Source organism: Caldimonas brevitalea, assembly GCF_001017435.1.
Lineage (GTDB): Bacteria > Pseudomonadota > Gammaproteobacteria > Burkholderiales > Burkholderiaceae_C > Caldimonas > Caldimonas brevitalea.
Window position 1 is genome coordinate 4,830,028 of sequence record NZ_CP011371.1, and the last position, 17,489, is coordinate 4,847,516.

Annotated in this window: 19 protein-coding genes and 1 pseudogene; 10 read left to right on the top strand and 10 right to left on the bottom strand. The window is 61.9% G+C overall.

Features of this window, described 5'->3' with window-relative positions; all coding sequences use genetic code 11:
* Nucleotides 1-119: 119 nt before the first annotated feature.
* Nucleotides 120-527: a hypothetical protein gene (locus tag AAW51_RS30130; protein ID WP_157359985.1), complete on the bottom strand. Its 408-nt coding sequence runs from the start codon at nucleotides 525-527 to the stop codon at nucleotides 120-122.
* Nucleotides 528-598: 71 nt separating this feature from the next.
* Between AAW51_RS30130 and AAW51_RS30135 the strand changes: the two genes are divergently transcribed.
* From AAW51_RS30135 to corA, 4 genes are all read left to right on the top strand, one after another.
* The gene (locus AAW51_RS30135) at nucleotides 599-1,078 is read left to right on the top strand and encodes a hypothetical protein (RefSeq protein ID WP_157359986.1); all 480 of its coding nucleotides are present in this window, start codon (nucleotides 599-601) and stop codon (nucleotides 1,076-1,078) included.
* Nucleotides 1,079-1,746: 668 nt separating this feature from the next.
* Complete coding sequence (locus tag AAW51_RS20345) at nucleotides 1,747-2,214, top strand: hypothetical protein (protein WP_053013798.1); 468 nt, start codon at nucleotides 1,747-1,749, stop codon at nucleotides 2,212-2,214.
* 375 nt (nucleotides 2,215-2,589) lie between these two features.
* Nucleotides 2,590-2,838, top strand: coding sequence for a hypothetical protein (locus AAW51_RS20350; protein ID WP_157359987.1), 249 nt, complete (start codon nucleotides 2,590-2,592; stop codon nucleotides 2,836-2,838).
* A gap of 139 nt (nucleotides 2,839-2,977) precedes the next feature.
* The gene (gene corA / locus AAW51_RS20355; protein ID WP_047196069.1) at nucleotides 2,978-3,952 is read left to right on the top strand and encodes a magnesium/cobalt transporter CorA; all 975 of its coding nucleotides are present in this window, start codon (nucleotides 2,978-2,980) and stop codon (nucleotides 3,950-3,952) included.
* Between the two features lie 391 nt (nucleotides 3,953-4,343).
* On the opposite strand, the gene AAW51_RS20360 is transcribed toward corA, so the two are convergent.
* From AAW51_RS20360 to AAW51_RS20385, 6 genes are all read right to left on the bottom strand, one after another.
* The gene (locus tag AAW51_RS20360) at nucleotides 4,344-5,405 is read right to left on the bottom strand and encodes a universal stress protein (protein WP_047196070.1); all 1,062 of its coding nucleotides are present in this window, start codon (nucleotides 5,403-5,405) and stop codon (nucleotides 4,344-4,346) included.
* 116 nt (nucleotides 5,406-5,521) lie between these two features.
* Nucleotides 5,522-5,944 (bottom strand): GreA/GreB family elongation factor, encoded by a 423-nt coding sequence (locus AAW51_RS20365; protein ID WP_047196071.1) that lies wholly within the window; start codon nucleotides 5,942-5,944, stop codon nucleotides 5,522-5,524.
* 481 nt (nucleotides 5,945-6,425) lie between these two features.
* On the bottom strand, nucleotides 6,426-7,988 hold the full coding sequence (locus AAW51_RS28435) for a DUF3466 family protein (RefSeq protein ID WP_083438453.1): 1,563 nt from the start codon (nucleotides 7,986-7,988) through the stop codon (nucleotides 6,426-6,428).
* A gap of 127 nt (nucleotides 7,989-8,115) precedes the next feature.
* Entirely contained in the window at nucleotides 8,116-8,565 is a 450-nt protein-coding gene (locus AAW51_RS20375) for a VOC family protein (protein WP_047196072.1), read from the bottom strand.
* Nucleotides 8,566-8,656: 91 nt separating this feature from the next.
* Nucleotides 8,657-9,475 carry a helix-turn-helix domain-containing protein gene (locus tag AAW51_RS20380; RefSeq protein WP_053013800.1) on the bottom strand — a complete coding sequence of 273 codons (819 nt, stop codon included), beginning with the start codon at nucleotides 9,473-9,475 and terminating at the stop codon, nucleotides 8,657-8,659.
* Nucleotides 9,476-10,010: 535 nt separating this feature from the next.
* Complete coding sequence (locus AAW51_RS20385) at nucleotides 10,011-11,156, bottom strand: calcium-binding protein (protein ID WP_053013801.1); 1,146 nt, start codon at nucleotides 11,154-11,156, stop codon at nucleotides 10,011-10,013.
* Between the two features lie 533 nt (nucleotides 11,157-11,689).
* On the opposite strand from AAW51_RS20385, the pseudogene AAW51_RS30940 reads away from it, so the two are divergent.
* Together AAW51_RS30940 and AAW51_RS20395 are read left to right on the top strand one after the other, a co-directional pair.
* Nucleotides 11,690-11,928, top strand: a pseudogene (locus tag AAW51_RS30940) (integrase core domain-containing protein); the annotation flags it as partial.
* Nucleotides 11,929-12,151: 223 nt separating this feature from the next.
* Nucleotides 12,152-12,616, top strand: coding sequence for a DUF6194 family protein (locus AAW51_RS20395; protein ID WP_047196075.1), 465 nt, complete (start codon nucleotides 12,152-12,154; stop codon nucleotides 12,614-12,616).
* A 141-nt stretch (nucleotides 12,617-12,757) separates the two neighbouring features.
* Here AAW51_RS20395 and AAW51_RS20400 read toward each other — a convergent pair whose 3' ends face one another.
* Nucleotides 12,758-13,084, bottom strand: a complete 327-nt coding sequence (locus tag AAW51_RS20400; protein ID WP_053013802.1) for an Hsp20/alpha crystallin family protein — start codon at nucleotides 13,082-13,084, stop codon at nucleotides 12,758-12,760.
* A 95-nt stretch (nucleotides 13,085-13,179) separates the two neighbouring features.
* On the opposite strand from AAW51_RS20400, the gene AAW51_RS31240 reads away from it, so the two are divergent.
* Nucleotides 13,180-13,428 carry a hypothetical protein gene (locus AAW51_RS31240; protein WP_053013803.1) on the top strand — a complete coding sequence of 83 codons (249 nt, stop codon included), beginning with the start codon at nucleotides 13,180-13,182 and terminating at the stop codon, nucleotides 13,426-13,428.
* On the opposite strand, the gene AAW51_RS20410 is transcribed toward AAW51_RS31240, so the two are convergent.
* Both AAW51_RS20410 and AAW51_RS29420 read right to left on the bottom strand, forming a co-directional pair.
* Nucleotides 13,415-14,611 (bottom strand): amidohydrolase, encoded by a 1,197-nt coding sequence (locus tag AAW51_RS20410; protein WP_047196076.1) that lies wholly within the window; start codon nucleotides 14,609-14,611, stop codon nucleotides 13,415-13,417. The genes AAW51_RS31240 and AAW51_RS20410 overlap by 14 nt on opposite strands.
* A 99-nt stretch (nucleotides 14,612-14,710) precedes the next feature.
* A complete protein-coding gene (locus tag AAW51_RS29420) occupies nucleotides 14,711-15,052 on the bottom strand; it encodes a response regulator (protein ID WP_083438454.1) in 342 nt (113 codons plus the stop codon).
* Between the two features lie 543 nt (nucleotides 15,053-15,595).
* On the opposite strand from AAW51_RS29420, the gene AAW51_RS20415 reads away from it, so the two are divergent.
* The 3 genes from AAW51_RS20415 to AAW51_RS31405 all read left to right on the top strand — a co-directional run bounded on the left by AAW51_RS20415 (nucleotide 15,596) and on the right by AAW51_RS31405 (nucleotide 17,273).
* The gene (locus AAW51_RS20415) at nucleotides 15,596-16,060 is read left to right on the top strand and encodes a hypothetical protein (protein WP_157359988.1); all 465 of its coding nucleotides are present in this window, start codon (nucleotides 15,596-15,598) and stop codon (nucleotides 16,058-16,060) included.
* Nucleotides 16,061-16,334: 274 nt separating this feature from the next.
* On the top strand, nucleotides 16,335-16,700 hold the full coding sequence (locus AAW51_RS31400; protein ID WP_417903577.1) for a DUF6968 family protein: 366 nt from the start codon (nucleotides 16,335-16,337) through the stop codon (nucleotides 16,698-16,700).
* 270 nt (nucleotides 16,701-16,970) lie between these two features.
* Complete coding sequence (locus AAW51_RS31405; protein WP_417903578.1) at nucleotides 16,971-17,273, top strand: IS66 family insertion sequence element accessory protein TnpB; 303 nt, start codon at nucleotides 16,971-16,973, stop codon at nucleotides 17,271-17,273.
* The last annotated feature ends 216 nt before the right edge of the window (nucleotides 17,274-17,489 follow it).

The window sequence follows — 17,489 nt, forward strand, 5'->3', positions numbered from 1 at the left end:
CCCTCCGCTGCCGGCACTCGACAGGGGGCTGGGGGCGGGTCCGAGCGGCAGCTTTGCGCGCTCCACGCGAGGGACAGCTCCGCCGCTGGAGACGAAAGATGTGCGTTTAGAACATCGGCCTACCGATGCGCAACCACCTTCTTGCCTGTGATTGTGCTCAGACGAGCACCGACGATCGATACCTCCGTGGCATCAGTGGTTCGACCGATTTGCACACGTGAAAGCCAAGAGATGTACAGGCTCACCCTCCAGGTTTCCTGACCTTCGTCGTCTGCCTCTCGAGCGACCTCGATCGATTGAATCTGGTCGAACAGAGCCAACACCCTGTCTCCGGACTTGATGGTGCGGTAGCGCTTGTTGGCGATGATCTCTCTTCCCATTGACCTCAGCACAAGGGAAACATCATCGTGATCAGCAATCTCGATGGTTTCGCCGGACAGAAGAACTTCCTTGGTCTTGCCAAGAAATTTGCAGGCGTACCGCTCGTACGGCGTATGGGAGCAGGTGAATGAAGAAATTTGCAGCACGAATGGGATATGGGAATACCGGAGGCAACTTCACTCTCTCGGTAGAGTGACAGAAAGTTTAAAATTTCTCCATGAGCGAAACACGACTGCGAATGGCCGCGATAGTCACGGGCTGCTGTGTCGGCGCGGCCGTGCTCCTCGCCGCATTCATTTTGGCGCCTGCGACTGACGAGCTTCGAGCGGTTTCCGCACGGACCGGACGGTTTGAGTATCACAAGGCCAGTGTTAGAGAGAGCGCCTTCGGCAGGTTGGACAATACGGCCATGATCTGCGGCGCTTCCATTACGGACATCAGCACTCGGTGCGGCATAGCCCCTAGCGGGACTGTCATGACAGTCTCCTTCACACGAGTGCGCACACTTCGCGGAACGTATGACGTCGCTATAGAAGCCACCGTTGGCGGACGGATAATTTATGCGCAGAACCCAGAACAATTTCTCGATGCGTGGTACTTCGGGTCCACATGGGATGCGATTTTCCTAGGTTCGTTAGTGACGTTCGTCGTCTATATCGGGCTGCTTGTTGTTCAAGATCGCAAAAAGAGCAAATGATGTCCGGAGTTCCTATTCCCATCAGCGGTAAAGTGGGCGCTGCTCTCGACAAGAGAGCATCGAGTTTCTATCGTGGGCTTTGAGTGATGCAAGACATGGCTCTGCAAGGCGCATGAAAAACGTTCCCCATCTTTGGTTGTCGCATTGAACGAAATTTTCTCAGCCCTGTTGAAGTGTTGAGGTCGAGGGGAGTGTTCGTTAAGGACGCGTGAAACGTCAGCGCTAGCAGTCTCTTGGTTGTGTCGCCACCGTCAAGCAGAAAAGCCTAGCCGGACGTTCCGAACAGCACAGCTATCTCTCACAGGCGCCATCCAACGAGAAATAGTGCACGCGGCACCGTGGGGCGTACATGAGATCACGAAAAGTCGTGGTTATCCTTGAATCCAAGATAACAACGTCCGACCCCACGACTCGCTGCCGACAACTGGATGCCGGCCATGGGTCGCTTGTCACACTAGCGGCGTGCTAATTGTCGGCAACGAGCCGCCCCCGCCGCGCTTGAGCGGACAGGCCTACAGTCCTGCACCTGATCTCAGACGGCCTGAATACGGAGATATTTAATGACCAGCACTTCAACGCTTCCAGAGACTATGCAGCAACGGCTTCGCACAGAATTAAAACCAGGGGAGTCGTTAGTGTGGGCGGGGCAACCAAATCCGACTTTGTACATGAAGTCTGGCTACAAAGCCTGGAGCTTCTTTGTTCCTTGGACTGCCTTCTCCTTGTTCTGGATGGCCGGTGCATCGGGGTTCCGTTTGCCGACCTTCGAAAGCGGCTGGAGCCTTTTTCCTCTATTTGGCCTTCCATTCTTGCTAATCGGAATCGCAGGGCTCGCTTCGCCCATCTGGCAGAAGCGCAAGGCCTACTCGATCGTTTATGCGATTACAAACCAACGGGCCTTCATCATGCAAGGGACGAAATCGGTCACGGTGAAGTCGTTTCGCCCTGTAGATATCGAGAATTTGGAACGAACAGAGCATCAAGGCGGCTTCGGCGATCTCCTTCTGAAGACAGAATTCTATCGAGATAGCCGTGGTCGCCAACGGGGGCATGAGCAGGGCTTCTTTGCGATTGCCGATGTGCGGCGTGTTGAGCGCATGATCGAAGCTCTTGTCCACCGTGCCGATGTGCCATGATGCATTCAACGATCTAGCAAGCGTAGGGCTCGGTGCGGCAAAGTCCCTTCCATCCGGTAAACCCCGTGGCTCAACTCTCCGAAGGTTTGCTCAATCAACTATATGAGCGGGGCTACTTTCGCTGTTCCAGCCCGGAGTTGTCGAAGGACGAGATGTCTTTGCACATCGAAAGCTATGGCTCTTGTTTGAGCCGCCGTCGTACTGACCGTCGAAGCTATTGCCCTTGTGCACGATCTCGCCGATATAGACATCGGTTGCGCAAAAGCTTGAAGAGATACAGCCGGTCGCCGCTATGCTCTCCCTTATCAAGCGTGAACGGGCGATCCAGTGGCGACTCCTGACCTGATCCAATCTTGGGCGAGAACCGAAGCCCTCTTGAACGAAGCCAGGACCGAGCTGCCTACGGACGTTGCGGCGGAGTTCTCGTCACAGCTCGAACAGTTCGCCGAGTTCCTGGCACACAACGAACTTGGCTTGGCCTTCGATACGATGCTCGGCATCGTCGAGGACGCCGGCTGCGCAGCCGCGCCCCTCATCCAAGCGCTTGTCTTGGCGGCAGGCAACATGGGGCGGGAGCAATTGCGGCAGTCCCTCGCCGAGCAACTCGCGTCTCTCACAAGCTGACGCGTGCATCTTGCCAAGGCGAGATCCCCGAATCCATACGACCCGGTTGGTAGAGGCGTGCGCCCAAGAGGAGATCTGACCGGCCGCCTGAGATCGTGAATCCCTCGTCCTGATCTTCGGCCATATAAAAGGAGCCACCGTGTTGATCAATTGCGTCGCCTACCGCGAAGGCGTCAAGGTCGCCGACATTCCGGTTGAGGCCATCAGCGACTACCTGCAGAAGCCCGAACATTTTGTGTGGGTCGCCCTCAAGGACGCGTCTCCCGAAGAGCTGCGCCAGATGCAGGAGGAGTTCACGCTGCACGACTTGGCGGTCGAGGACGCGGTTCACGGTGACCAGCGTCCGAAGGTGGAGCGATACGGAAGCTGCCTTTTCTTGTTCATGCATCTGGTCGAGCCTGGCGACCTTGCCGGCGGGGACCGGTGCGTTGGTGAGGTTTCGGTGTTCGCCGGGCCCAACTTCGTGCTCTCGGTGCGCAACCGCAGCAAGTCCGATTTCCTGGGCGTACGCAAGAGGACAGAAGCTGAGCCGGACCTGCTACGTCACGGGTCGGTCTTCGTCCTTTACGCTCTCATGGACGCCGTTGTAGATCGGTACTTCCCTGTCCTCGATGCGCTGGAGGAAGAGCTGGAGAAGATCGAAGACGACATCTTCGGCAAAGGCAGCGCAAGGGAGAACATTGAACGCTTGTACCGTCTCAAGCGCCGCGTCATGGTACTTCGGCGCGCAGTGGCGCCTTTGATCGAGGCCATGAGCGAACTGCAAGGGCCGCGCGTTCCTGCGCTGGTCGCCAATGTGCAGGAGTACTTCCGGGACGTCCTCGACCACCTCGCGCGCATCAACGGCTCCATTGATTCAATCCGCGAAACCGTCAACACGGCGATCCAGGTGAACCTGTCGATGACTGGCATCGAAGAGAACGCGGTGTCGAAGCGGCTTGCGTCCTGGGCCGCAATCTTCGGTGTCTGGACGGCACTGGCGGGTGTTTGGGGCATGAACTTCGAGCACATGCCGGAGCTGAAGCTCCAGTACGGCTATGCGCTGGCCCTCGGCACGATGGCCGCCGCCTGCGGCACCCTGTACTGGCGTTTTCGCCGCGCCGGGTGGCTTTGACACCTTCGTTCCAGCCGAAGGGTCCAGCCTGTACAGCTGGTTGGATCGGGTCAGTCGACTTGCGTCATTCCATTCGGTTCTCATTCGGACTCCGGTAAACGTCCCAATGCGAGGGCGCGACGAACTCCGTGTCAAGGCGGAACGAGGGGCGGTCGCCCTGTAGCAGCAGCGACGCCACTCGTCACGCCACTCGTCATGTGCGAGCACCATCGTTCCTTCGCACTGGGCAAGGCCTGGACGGGTCGGACGAGATCCGTCGCCGCCCTCGCGCTGCCGCCTCCCGGGGGCCCGCTACGACACCGGCTCAACCGACGGCTTCGGGCCGTTGCAGGTCTGCGCGGTTGCAGTTCCAGGACCGTCCCCACCGACGGTCCCCGACATCCGCATCGAGCTACGCCGCGGCGCGACCTCGATGGTCATCGGCTGGCCCGCCGCTGCCGGTGCCGAGTGTGGCAGCTGCCTGCGTGAGTGGCTGAACTAATCCACATCGACGCGGTGTGGCTGGCCGTGCAATCAGTGGACATGCCTTAGCGGAGCTGGAGAAGCCGTCTCGCCGCTCGGGTTGTGCGATCAAGCGAGGAACGCTCGCTTTGGGGATGACCAGAACGTCGCATGGCGTGTTGGACATCACGCGATTTACCACGCTCCCCAGCAAGAAGTCGCTCACCGTCGATTGGCCCTTCTTGCCCATCACGACAAGGTCCGCAACGATCCGCTTCTGCTTCGCGAGGGTCAGGTGGGCCGGGTCGCCATGGTCGGCGCAAATGTGGAGCCTGGCGTGATCCAGCGATGCCACCATCGAGCGGAGCCGGCGCACACCCCTTTGTCGGTCGCGCGCCTCGTACTCGCGGATCACCGCTTCGGGTACATCGGCCCGCAGTCGCGTCAAGGGGTGCCCGCTCAGCGCATGGATGAGATGTATCGCCGCGAAAGGGGCGAGATCGAGTGCTGTGCGCACGGCGGCTTCGGAGCTCTCGGTGAAATCCACCGGCACCAGCACACGACGGTACGGGCCCTCCAGCGGCTGCTTCGCCACGAGAACGGGTCGCCGCAGGAGCCTCAACAGCCTTTCGGTCGGCGTTCCGAACAGGAAGTCCTTGAGGGGATCTGCGCTGCTCGCACCGACGACCAGCAGGTCGGCGTCTTCCATCATCTGACGGACATGCTCGAGTGCGTCGCCGATTTGCACCGCGGTACGCACATGAACGTCGTGCCTGCCGGCGATCTCGGCGGCGAAGCCACCCAGGGCAACGTGGGCCTGCGCGACCTTGAAGTCGATGGCGGTCGACTTCGACACCCATCCTCGCAAGGGCCTGAAGGTGGAGGGATCGACGACATTCAGCAAGGTCATCCGTGCGTCGTGCTGCGCCGCGATCAAGGCGGCCCTGCGCACGGCGATGTTGGCTGCCACGGAAAAATCGGTGGCCACGAGAATGGACGTGATCGGGGTCATGAGAAATCTCCACTGTTGAGCTGGCATGACTCGCATGCCGCCCGGACGTGTGTATGCCCACCCCGCCAGCAAAGGCGTTGTGCAACAGGCGCGGGTGAGGCCGAGTGTTCGGGGCGCTACAACGTGTAGTCGCCGCAGGCCTCGGGCTGAAAGAGCAGTGCCACCACTTTCGCGGCGCCCTCTTCGCCGCCGGGCAGGCGCCACCGAGCGATGGAGCCGACGCGCAAACCGAGCAGGCTCGCGCCGACGGGCGACAGAACCGAGACGAAGCCGGCATGGGGCTCGGCATCCGGGGGATAGCAGATCGTCAGCCGGTATCTCTTGCCCGTGGTCAGGTCCGCAAGTTCAACTTGCGAGTACATCGTGACCACATCGGGCAAAACCCGGCGTGAAGGCACCAGCTCGGCGCCATCGAGAATGGCCAGCATGGCACCGTTGGCCTGCGGCGCCGCTGGCTCGCCCACGCCTCGGATCAGTCGCTCCAGGCGAACGTGGTCCAATTCAGTGAGCGTGCGTACCTCGTGCGTCAACACTTCCATGAGCACTCCTGTCGAAGGCTGGCGAGCACCTGCCAACGGCAGGCGCTCGCCAAAGCGCTGGGCGGGTGGCCCGGCGATCGAAGGTTTGCGCGGAAGGTGGAAGTGGATCGCCGGGCTTAGGGCTGTGCGGCCGGCTGGAGGAGCCTCGCCGCACACCAGGTGCTCATCGCTGGCATGCCGCACGATGAACCAGCCACTAGGGTGGCCAGCACGTGGGTGCCCGATTGCACTGGTGTGAACGAAGTGAAGCTCATGCGAGGATCATAGCGTCGAGCCACGGCCGCTCCCAATGGCGCAAGGCTTTGGCCTTGTCGTCGTTGCCGATATCCGTGTGCCGCGTCCGGGTCATCAGGGTCGCGTCCAGAGGCGCTTGCGCGCGGGATCGTGTTTGGCGGTGGTCCCACCGTGCGTCGTCGCGACCTCCACCCAGGTCTAGCGCTCGAACTTCTTCGCGGCAAGATCAAGCTCGACGCTCGGCACTTCAATCAGCAGGCCGGCGCCCCGGCTGATTCGTAGATGATCGTCCGCTTAACTGAGGCCCGCTCCAGTCCTGAATGACCGATACGAAGCTGGCGGTCGAGGGGTGGCGGGCGTATTCGTAGTCGAAGCCCGGATTGCCGTTGACCTGGCTGTCGGCTGCGGTGCGGATTTTCCCGATGGAATAGCGTGCCTGGTTTTCACCTGTGCTCTGCAACGTCACCGTGTCGGCAAAGGTGAGGGTCATGGTGAACGGGGTCGGATCGATCCACGGCTCGATGTACATGCCGTGGTGCAATCGGGTGTAGCCGACCTGCTCCATCTGCACGTCGAGCGAAATCTCTTTGGCGATCGCCGGCGCACCCGCTGCGGCGGTCAGCAAGGCCGCCAGACCGGCCACAATGCGCCTGCTGCTCTTGCTTTCGCCGCCTTTCCGGCCTCGGCCCGGCCCGGCAGCGCCGCGCCGCACCTGCCGCGCGGCGACGGCAGCCAGCCCGGCAAGCATGAGCACATAGCTGTGGGGCTCCGGTACGGGCGTCAGCAGGAATGCGCGCGTCACACCATCGACGACGCCAGTGCCGACGATCTCGCCGCGGTCGTTGATGGCATTGGCGAAGCGAAGTGTCCAACCTGCCCCGCTGCTGTCGAGCAGGAGGTGGAGGTCGAGCAGGGCGCTCCCGTCAAACAGGAAGGCATGCTGGGTGCCGCCGTCGATCATCGACGACCCGACCACGTGACCGTGCGAGTTCACATCCATGGCGCTCGAGTCATTCCCGCCCAGGGTACCCAGGTCGTGCATCGTCACGCCATCGTGCAGGAAGGCATGGCTCGCCGCATTGCCGGCAAGATCCGCCATGCCGACGACATGACCCGCATCATTGATCCCGTAGCCCCAACTGGTCATTCCACCCAGCGTTCCAAGATCATGCATCGATTCGCCGTCGTGGCGGAACGCGTGCACTGGCCCGTAATCGGCGATGCTGGCGTAGCCAGCGACCTGTCCGGAATCGTTGATTGCACTTGCGACGCTGTCGGTACCTTCAGAGGACGGGTCTCCTCCTAGAGACCCCAGCATGCGCGTGCCCTGGTTGTCGTACACGAATGCGTCGTAGCTGACACCGAGGCGGTCGGTGATGCCACCCACGATCTGGCCCTTCTCGTTGATGTCGTTCGCGCTGCCGTACTGACCCAGGCCGTGCATCGACACGCCATCGAACCAAGCCGGTTGGGAATCGTAGATGTACCAGGAGGGGCTGGAGCTCATGGCCACCTGACCTGCCCGATTGATGCCGCCGCCAGCACTGTATCCGCCGAGACTGGGCAGGGTGCGTAGCACGCCTGCCTTATAGATGTACGCCCGTCCCAACACGTTCTCGGCGTCATAGGCGGTGGCGGCCACGTACCCGGTCACCAGCCCGTTCTCGCTGATATCGACAGCCGTGCTGTAAGCCGAATTGAATCCGTCAAGGCTGACGAGCCGATAGCGCGGTGCCGCCTCTGCCGCTGCCAGCCCACTGCCGGCAAGTATGGCCAACGCAGCACGCACTGAGCGCCTTAGAGCCGTCATGAGGGGCCTCCGGTCCGGAGAGTAGAGAGTGCACGATAGCGGCACTCATTCAATGCCGGATCCCCCAGTTTGCGGTGGACCTCGGGTGTGCAGCTTGCTCCGGTCCTCGTCTCGACACTGACGTCGTTCAGGCTCCGGCAGCCATCATCGCCGTATAGCGCCGCTGCATCTCGTCGGGCTCGATCTTCTCGATCGAGTGCCCAAGCAGCCAGGTGTGGCCGAAAGGATCGCGCAGCCGGCACGACCGTTCGCCATAAAACTGATCGCTGGGGGGCATCAACATCGTGGCGCCGGCCGCGACCGCACGTTCGCCCATCTCGTCGGCGTTGTCCACATGCAGGTGGATCGTGCAGCCGGTGAACTGGTCGCCTTGCGGGCCTCGCATGCCGTACTCGGGGTATTCGTCGCACACCATGAGGACCGAGGGTCCGAGCTGCAGCTCCACGTGGCCGATGCGACCCGAAGGCTCGACCAGCCGGAACAGTTCAGTCGCGCCGAACGCCCTTTGGTAGAACTCGATCGCGGCCTTGGCGTCGCGCACCATCAGATATGAAAATACTTCGTGAATCTCGTTCATCGGGATCTCTCCTTCATGCGACGATGTGCCGCCAGGACCACAGCCTAAGAGGCCGGCTTCCGGGTGTATTGGAAATTTTTTTCGGCACGGTTCAAGGCCGCAGGGCTACGTGCATCGGCTGGCCGGGCTGCACCGGCACATAAGCACCGGGCGCCATGCCGGCCAGCTCGCGGAACTCGTGGATCAGGTGTGATTGATCGTAGTAGCCGGCACCCACAGCGATCTGTGCCCAGTCGCGCGGCCCGCAGCGAGCCAGCGACGGCAGCAGCACGCCGAAGCGCAGCACGCGCGCATAGCGTTTGGGCGTGAGCCCCACCGCCTGCTCAAAGCGGCGGATGAATTGCGCCGGCGTGCAGCCGCTGTCGTTCCGTACCGGCTCCACCCGCGCGCTGGCCGGGTCACGGCGGAAGGCATCGATCGCTGCGGCGACCAACGGATCCGGCAGCGTCGCATTGCGAAGCCGCTGCAGCAGTTCCCGCTGCAGCAGTTGCAGGGCGCGCCGGGGCGACCCTGCGGCCTGCAGCTTCTCGCGCAACTCGCGTGCGGCCGGTCCCCACACGTCCTCTAGCAGTTCGGTGCGGTTTCGAAGCTCGGGCAGCGCACCACCCAAGAATGCCGCGGCGCCGCCGGCCCTGAAGTGCACGCCGACCACGGCCGACGCGCCTTCGGTGCCCCGCACCCCGAAGCGGTCGCTCGCCCCCTGCACCACGGCGCCGTGCAGCCGGCGCGCATCAGTGGCCTGCTCGGTCTCGTAGCGGATCAGATGATCCTGCAGCAGTGGCACGACGATGTCGAAGCAGCCGGTGGGCAGGCTGCGCTCACGCGTGTGGGGCAATGCACCGCGCTCGCTGTACCAGAGGCAATCGACGTAAAGGGCGAGCGGGCCGGACGGGCGGTGACGCAGGAACATCGCTTCTTGTAGCCCGGATGTCATCCGGGAGCAAGCGCCGCGGCGCTACAGATCCGGACGCAGCTGCCAGATCTTCGGGCGGCCCGCGGAACCCCGCAAGAGCCGTTCGCAGAAACTCGTCACGCCCCATCTTCCATTGCTCCCGGCTGCTCGGGGCCGACTGTGAGGTGTCAGTGGACGTCCGGGTCGTGTGCCGACTCCCTACGCTCCACTCTACTGACGCGCAGAAGGTGTAAGCCGGCATGAAGCGCGGGGTCACCCTGCGCCAGCCGCCGTTGCAGAGGCCCGGCCCGCCGCACAGCGAACATCCGAATGCTGGCAGCGGTCCCCACGGGGCTTGCAACCGCACGGACACGCAACTCAAGTCCTGCATGTGGCCGTCCGCGTAAAGCGCTGACTCACATCTCGCATGCCGGCAGATGGCAGGCGTGGAGTTCGATGGCCCACCTATGGGGATACGGTGCCATCAGGCGCGGGGCTGCCGGAGGTGGCCCGATCGAGCGACCTCCGGCACTTCCGAGCACAGCGCGGCGCGTCACGCGCCGTAGATGAAATCGTTCTGCGTCAGTGCGGCCGCGGCGCCGACGGTGACCGTCCCGAGCAGTTCGGCATCGCCTCCCGCCGCGGTGGTCGGGTTGTACCAGATCTCACCATCGACAGTATCGATATAGATGCCGCTCGTGTTACCTGCCGCGTTGCCCGATACGTTGGCCCCCTTGAAGAAGGACGCCAGGGCCAGTGGGTTGCCGGGGTTGTTGCCGCCCGCAAACGTCAGCCCCAACACGCCTGGACTGATGGCGCCGGCCAGACCCGCATCCAAGGCATCCAGCAGCACGATGCTGTCGTTGGCGACGACGAAGTCGGTGATCGTGTCTGCATTGCCCGCGCCCCGGTTGCCGAAGACGAAGGTGTCGCTGCCGTTCCCGCCCGTGAGGGTGTCGTTGCCGACGCCGCCGTTCAGCTCGTCGGCGCCGTTGTCGCCGCTCAACGTATCGTTGCCTGCCTGCCCCGACAGCATGTCGATGCCGTTGTTGCCATTGAGCGTGTCATCGCCAGCCCCGCCCTCCACCGTGTCGGCGCCGTTGTTGCCATTGAGCGTGTCGTTGCCCGCGCCGCCATTCAGCGCATCCGCACCGTCGTCGCCGTTGAGGGTGTCGTTGCCGGCCCCGCCGTTGAGCGTGTCGGCACCGTTGCCGCCAGAGAGGATGTCGTTGCCGGCGTCACCGTTGAGGGCATCGCCGCCGTTTCCGCCGCTCAGCGTGTCGTTGCCATTGCCACCGTTGAGCGTGTCCGCTCCGTTTTCGCCGTTCAAGGTGTCGTTGCCGTCCAACCCGGACAGCACGTTGTTCGCGTTGTTGCCGGTGATCACGTTGTTCAACTCGTTGCCGGTGCCGTTCAACGCCACCACCGGCGCGGTGTTGTTCAGCGTCAGGTTTTCGACGTTGACCCCGAGCGTGTAGGCCCCAAGACTGGAGACCACCGTGTCCGATCCTTCGCCCGCGAACTCAACTACCAGGTCGCCTGCGGAGTTGACGAAATAGGTGTCGTCGCCGGTGTGGCCGATCATCACATCGTCGCCGCCGGAGAGGTTGCCGTTGAGTGTCGAATTGGGATCGGCGCTGAAGTCGATGAGGACGTCGTTGCCTGCGTTGCCATCGAGGATTGCCATGAAGATCTCCATTTAAGTGACTGCATCACACCCTCGGCGCTTCTGAACTGCGCGCTCGAGCGGTCCCATCGCCCGTGCCGTTGGCACGAGACAAAGCGCACTGCTCCCCTTGCGCTCCCCAACGCCTACAGCGACATCGCGGTCATCTCGACGTGCAGGCAGCGTGTCAGCCGGGAACAATCTCGGCGGAGAGAAAAACAGCCACGGGTACTCGGAGACATCGAGCGTTGCTGACGGGCCTTTGGGACCTGCAGCAGCACCATCGTGTCTCAGACTCACCTTCAGTGGCACCACCCAGGCAGCGGGCCTTGTCACTGCGCCATCTCTCCAACATGTCGAAGCTAGTCGACACCCCTTACGAGTCAATGCGGGAATATGTTGATGCGCCAGCCGCCTCTGCCACCGTGCTGATCCACTGCGTTGCCTACAAGGACGGGCACGCCACCAGGCATCCAGACTGAATCCGTCAACGCGGCCCTCGCACAGGCGAGACGGCTTCGTGCCGTTGCAGCTTCCTGCGGCTGCTGCAATACGCAAGGCTGCTGCAATACGCAAGCCAAGCGCATACGGAGTCGCTGGCCCGCCGTGGGCTGCTGGGCAGCATGAGCCGCAAAGGCAACGGTTGGGACAATGCCGCCATCGAGCGCTTCTTCCTCAATCTGAAGATCGAGCGCGTCCAGCGACACGACGGTGCCGACCAGGCCGATGCCACAGTTGACATCGCCGACGACATCGTCGGCTTCTACAACTCGCGCGCCTGCACTCCACGCTCCCCCTCGCATAAGGGGGCCTGGCACGCCGGCGCAGGCCTAGCGTGTAGTTGGTGCCCTCGCAATCACCGGCCCTGGAACTCAGAACCGAGTTGGACAGTCGTCGCAGAAAGCGAGGAGCGCTCGAGTTTTCTGGCGTCGACGATGGTCAATCGCAGCGGTGCCGCCGTGGAGGCCGGGATGTACCGCCGCGCGGGTTGCTAACATCTGGCCCCCTCAAGACGCAGGAGACCACCAGTGACCCAGGACGACATCCGCGCCCATCTTGCGAGCCATCCCCAAGTGCATGTTCTCCTGTCCGCCCCGGGCGACGGGACGCCGGAGATGGCATGGGGCGACACCTTTTTCTCGATCATCGATGCGACGACCGGCGAGCCCGGGAAGATGCCGTTCGCGACCATCGTGATCAAGGACTACGGGGACTTCGACAACGCGTCGGCGCTCAACCGCGGCGGGCTCTACCGGCTCAACGTCGAGGTCGGGAGGGAGAAGTTCGAGCAGCTGTTCGGGTTCAAGCCTGCGGAGCTCGAAGCCCATCGCGGACGCTTCGATTTCACCGAGGCCGATCGGCTGTTCCCCCACCCGGCCTACGGCTCGAGCGGATGGGTGTCGATCATCAATCCGGCGGCATCGTCCCGGGGCTTGGTAACGGAGCTGCTGGACGGTTCGAGGGATCGAGCGCTGCAGCGGAGCAGCCGCTAATAATCGTGGGCCTGACGCCGCGCCCCCTGCTTCAGGTCTCGGAGTGAGCCGGCCAGCACCGGTGCTTTCGAGCAAGGTCCCGGTCCGGCCGAGCGGCATTGAGCCGGTACACCGGGGCCCGGGCGCCGACGGCCCTCGGCATCACCCGCCCTTCACCCAGATGCGTTGGGTGCGCTCGCCGTCGGCCTTGAACAGCTCGATGCGCAGCACGCCGTCCCGATACGTCGCCCTGGTGCGATCGGCACGCACGTGGCAGGGCAGCTGCACGGTGCGGTGGAAGTCGCCGTAAGCGCCCTGCACCGTTCTCCAGCGGCCCGAGCTGGACTCGCGCTCGAAGCGCTTGCGCCCCTGCACCACGAGCTGGTCGCCGTGCAGCTCGACGTGACAACTGATCGGCGTGGCATCGGATTGGCCAGCGATGCAAATGAAGTTGGCCCAGTTCGGGCCTGCTAACGCGCAGAAAGCCACCGCTCAACGAGCCGAACCCAGAACGTGGCGCCTACTGGAATCAGTGCGTCATTGAAATCGTAGGAAGCGCTGTGCAATGTGCACGGTCCTGACCCATGGCCTTCCAGACGGTGGTCTTTTTCGCGCTGACCTTCGCCATTACCAACGCAGAAATACGAACCGGGCTTGATCTTGAGGTAGTAACCAAAGTCCTCGCTCCCCATGCTCGGCTCACGAGCATGCACTTTCTCCGGCCCCACAAGATCAATCATCAGCTGCCGCACAAACTCGGTCTCGTCAAGGTGATATCCGTCACCCAGCTGCAAATCAACTTGATCGATTCCACTTCGATTAGCGCACGGTGAGCCATCGCTCCACCAGCCGGACCCAGAGGGTGGCACCCAATGGAATCAGCGCATCATTAAAGTCATAGGAGGCGCTATGCAACGTGGACGGCCCAGGTCCGTGGCCCTCCATGCGATAGTCCTTTTCGCCTTGCCTAGGCCCAGCACCGACCCAAAAATACGAGCCGGGCCGGACATGCAGGTAGTAGCCGAAATCCTCGCCTCCCATCGTCGGCTCGCGCTCGTGCACTTTCTCTGCCCCCACCAAGTCAATCATCAACTGCCGTACAAACTCAGTTTCTTTTGTGTGATTGTCCACGCCGGGGGTGTAATGACTCCATTCGATGCGCCCGGCCAGCTCGTACGCTGTCGCGGTATTTTCAACGATCTGTGTCATGCGCCGCTTGAACATCGCCATCAGGGCTTCAGGGCAGCGGACGGTGCCTTGCAAAACGCAGCTGGACGGGACCACATTGACTGCCTCACCAGCATGAATCATGGTGACTGAGATAACCCCCCGTTCAACCGGCGCCTTGTTTCGGCTTATGACTGTTTGAAAGGCTTGTTCAATTTGACAGGCGGCGGGAATTGGATCCAGCCCTAAGTGAGGCATGGCGGCATGTGTCCCCCTGCCCTCCAACGTCACCTTGAAATTGATCAATGACGCGCCGGTGCCGAAACGGAATGCGAAATGACCTATCGGGAGGTTGACGAAATTGTGAAAACCAAAAATCGCGTCTACCGGAAATCTCTCGAACAGCTTGTCTTGAATCATGGCGCGGGCGCCGCCCATTATTTCCTCTGCGGGCTGAAACACCAGCACAACCCGGCCGTCAAATTTCGCTTCTTCCGCCAGCACTCGGGCGGCGCTTAGCAGCATCGTCGTGTGGCCGTCATGTCCACACGCATGCATCTTGCCGGGGGTTTTACTGACATGCGAAAATTGGTTCAGCTCCTGAATCGGGAGCGCATCCATATCTGCTCTCAGCGCGACGCTGCGATCAGACGTTCCCTTACGGATCACTCCGACAACTCCGGTGCCGCCTACACCGCGATGAACCTCCAAGCCCCAGCTTTCAAGGCGCTGCGCGACGATGTCAGCAGTCCGGTGCTCGTCAAATCCCAGTTCTGGATGAGCGTGAAGATCACGCCTGAGACGGACGTTTTCGTCGGCACGGCTGATCAGGCTTTCGACCACTTGCATAAATTATTTCTCCTCGTGGCACAGATGGTGAATTCTTGATGGGAGGTGGCTACTGCCGCACGCAATTTGATGCCGGCTTGGTTTTGAGGCAAGCTTGAGTTAATGCATCGGGCGGGATATGCCCATACTCGATACCGATCGACACGGCATGAGTGCGGCTTTTTGCGCGCAGAGCATCGATGATGGCGCAGAATTGTTATCGATCGTGCCGGGAGTCAGATTTAGCTGGCGCGCTTCTCGAATCAAGGATAAGCCGCGCGCTCCTGGAATATCGACATCGAGCCAAATTCGAAACCAGTCACTCTCGCTCTGCAGTTTCTGAATCGTCTGCGCGGCTGTGTTGCAGGTCTCGACTCTGTCAGCGAGCTGCATATTCAAGAAGAGAGACGCAGTGCACTGCGCAACGACTGGATGATCGTCGACGACCAGCATTCGCTTCATGGGTGCGGACCTCCCCGGGCTATCGGCGAATTAGAGCATTGGGTGGAATGAACGAGGCAGGAAAACCACTCCGACCGGATGCTCTTCGCTTCATACGCCCCATTTGCGAGGTTTGCGAAGTTTGCGAAGGACGTGTGGTTTCACATATTGCGTTTTGGCCGTGAGGTGGGAAGGCGGCGCTTGTCGTCGCTTTTTCACGCTCGACCTGCGAATATTCTCAGGAACTGAGTGTTCCCTCCTTGCTTTCCGTTTTGTCGTGATGTCGCCCGGCGTGGCAGGCAGGGCATGAGAAATCACATCTTTCCTACGATGACCAGCGGCACCACCATTTCGAGCCGTAAGGAGAACAGGGAGACGATTTACCGCCGGGTCGGCGCCGGTGTGTCTCGGGCGCATTGCGCTGCCCAGGCTACCCCGTGGGCCTGATGAGCGTGGGAGGGTGGGTGGTGCCGGCGTGAAAGCGCGTCTTGATAACGGGGCTGTCGGGCACCCACGCGCGCCATTTGCACTTCTTCCTCCGCTCACCCTTTCGGGAGCATGAACATGAGTGTTGACCGTAGAACCGTTTTGCAGACCTGTCTCGTCGCCACTGCCGCCATCTGTGCCGGCGCTGAACCCGTCATCGCGCGGGCGCTCAGGTTCTCCACGCCACTCGATGCGGCGGACGATACGTCGAACGTCGCCCTCTTCCTGACACAGATCGAGATCGGCGGAGCGACCCGTCTGGTGGGCTACGTCGGCGAGGTCGGGGTCGACCTATCGGCCGCTGGTCGCGCCCTGAAGGTGCATGTACCGACATCCTGGAGCGAACTGGCAACGACCGCGAACCTGCAGCGCGTGCGTGCGCTGATAGTCTGCCTTGAGCGCAGCGGCGCCGTGCAGCTGCATTCCGTTGACCTTGGTCCCACCACACGCCGCTCGCTGCCATCGCTAGCGTCGATGCTCATGGTACCCGGCGTGCGTTCCGTGAGTTTGAATCACGACGCGCAGGTCGTCGCCATCGTCTAGCCCGAGTCTCGACGGCACTGTTTTGCCGTCGTACAGCGTGCGACTGCTGGCATTGCAAAAAACCTTCACGAGGCTCACAGCAAAACCATGCCGCTGCGCCGCATCTGCGCACGACGTGCGGCGCTAGCGCCACCGCGGGCATTGAACTGCTGAGTGACGGCATCCGTGACAGGAATGCCATCGAAGCGGTCGCCTGGGATTCACCGGCCCTATAGACTGCCCGGTTGTCCTACAGCAAAGTCTGGTTCTACACCCATATCGTGACAGGGATCAGATGACACAACTAGCGCCAATTCCGTCCGACTTCACTTCAGCCGTTGCAACCCGGGAGTTCGAACTCGTCAGAGACGCGGTTGCCTCCAAGTTGCTCGTTGAGATCGGCACTCCCGTGCAAGACGTGGAGAGCCTGGGTGGAACTGACTGGCGGTGCCCTGTCCGATTCTCCGGCGGCGAGACAACTCGAGTGCAAAGTGCATGTGGTGTTGATTCGTTCCAGGCGCTACACCTTGCGTTTCGCTTGGTTCAAGTGGAATTGGATAGGCTGACAAAGGACGAGCAAGCTACACAAGTGCTGTTCCTTGGCGCAGCTTATGACGCAGATACTCACCTGCCGATCGGCGCTCCTGGCCTTCTTCTTTGAAGACGGCTTTCGCCGCAGGCTCCGCTCTGACCTACGCCAAGCCGAGATGCCTCGACAATGACGTGATCTGACACGCCCCTCGCCTCGGACCGACCGGCCCCCAGCAGGTGTACCGTACGCGTTCCGCCATTCCATTTTGAACGGCGAGCACTGGCATAGGAGTCTCGAGTCCACTTAACTTTTGGTGGACAAGTGAACACTGAGCTGGAAGACAAGGGCGCGGGACGCAGGCGGCGGCGCCGGCATAGTGGGGAGTTCAAGGCGGAGGTCGTGGCGGCCTGCCGTCACACCGGGGTCTCGATTGCAGCGGTGGCTCTGACGCACGGACTGAACGCCAACCTTGTGCGACGTTGGGTCGAGCAGGAGGAACGAGGAGCGCGCTCAGCGAAGGCGTTGCCACGGCCTGCTCCTGCAGATGAAGTGCCGGCCTTCGTGCCGCTGAACGTGGAGCCGCCGAGCGCGGCGCCCGACATCCGCATCGAGTTGCAGCATGGGCGGACCCTCGTGAAGGTCAGCTGGTCGGCCAGCGCTGCGGGCGAGTGCGCCGCCTGGCTGCGCGAGTTGCTGAGGTGATCGGGGTAGATGCCATCTGGCTGTCGGTGCAGCCGATGGACATGCATATGGGCACCGACACGGCGCTGGCGCGGGTGGTGGCGGTCTTCGGTGCGGCACGGCCTCACCATGCGGTAGCCTTCCGGTCGAGATGAGATGCCCCGACGCCTACCATTCTCTGCGCGCATCAACAAGTGAATCGTCGCACGATCCTTGAATGCAAGATCGGCATCCGGC

What these genes read in the sequence shown, in the direction of transcription:
- AAW51_RS20365 (WP_047196071.1), bottom strand. Translation starts at nt 5,944, where the DNA reads ATGGAAGTGTTGACGCACGAGGTACGCACGCTCACTGAATTGGACCAC.
- AAW51_RS31400 (WP_417903577.1), top strand. Translation starts at nt 16,335, where the DNA reads ATGACACAACTAGCGCCAATTCCGTCCGACTTCACTTCAGCCGTTGCA.
- AAW51_RS20415 (WP_157359988.1), top strand. Translation starts at nt 15,596, where the DNA reads ATGAGTGTTGACCGTAGAACCGTTTTGCAGACCTGTCTCGTCGCCACT.
- AAW51_RS29420 (WP_083438454.1), bottom strand. Translation starts at nt 15,052, where the DNA reads ATGAAGCGAATGCTGGTCGTCGACGATCATCCAGTCGTTGCGCAGTGC.
- AAW51_RS20375 (WP_047196072.1), bottom strand. Translation starts at nt 8,565, where the DNA reads ATGAACGAGATTCACGAAGTATTTTCATATCTGATGGTGCGCGACGCC.
- AAW51_RS20360 (WP_047196070.1), bottom strand. Translation starts at nt 5,405, where the DNA reads ATGACCCCGATCACGTCCATTCTCGTGGCCACCGATTTTTCCGTGGCA.
- AAW51_RS20380 (WP_053013800.1), bottom strand. Translation starts at nt 9,475, where the DNA reads ATGTTCCTGCGTCACCGCCCGTCCGGCCCGCTCGCCCTTTACGTCGAT.
- AAW51_RS31240 (WP_053013803.1), top strand. Translation starts at nt 13,180, where the DNA reads ATGGCCTTCCAGACGGTGGTCTTTTTCGCGCTGACCTTCGCCATTACC.
- AAW51_RS20410 (WP_047196076.1), bottom strand. Translation starts at nt 14,611, where the DNA reads ATGCAAGTGGTCGAAAGCCTGATCAGCCGTGCCGACGAAAACGTCCGT.
- AAW51_RS20385 (WP_053013801.1), bottom strand. Translation starts at nt 11,156, where the DNA reads ATGGAGATCTTCATGGCAATCCTCGATGGCAACGCAGGCAACGACGTC.
- AAW51_RS20345 (WP_053013798.1), top strand. Translation starts at nt 1,747, where the DNA reads ATGAAGTCTGGCTACAAAGCCTGGAGCTTCTTTGTTCCTTGGACTGCC.
- AAW51_RS28435 (WP_083438453.1), bottom strand. Translation starts at nt 7,988, where the DNA reads ATGACGGCTCTAAGGCGCTCAGTGCGTGCTGCGTTGGCCATACTTGCC.
- AAW51_RS30135 (WP_157359986.1), top strand. Translation starts at nt 599, where the DNA reads ATGAGCGAAACACGACTGCGAATGGCCGCGATAGTCACGGGCTGCTGT.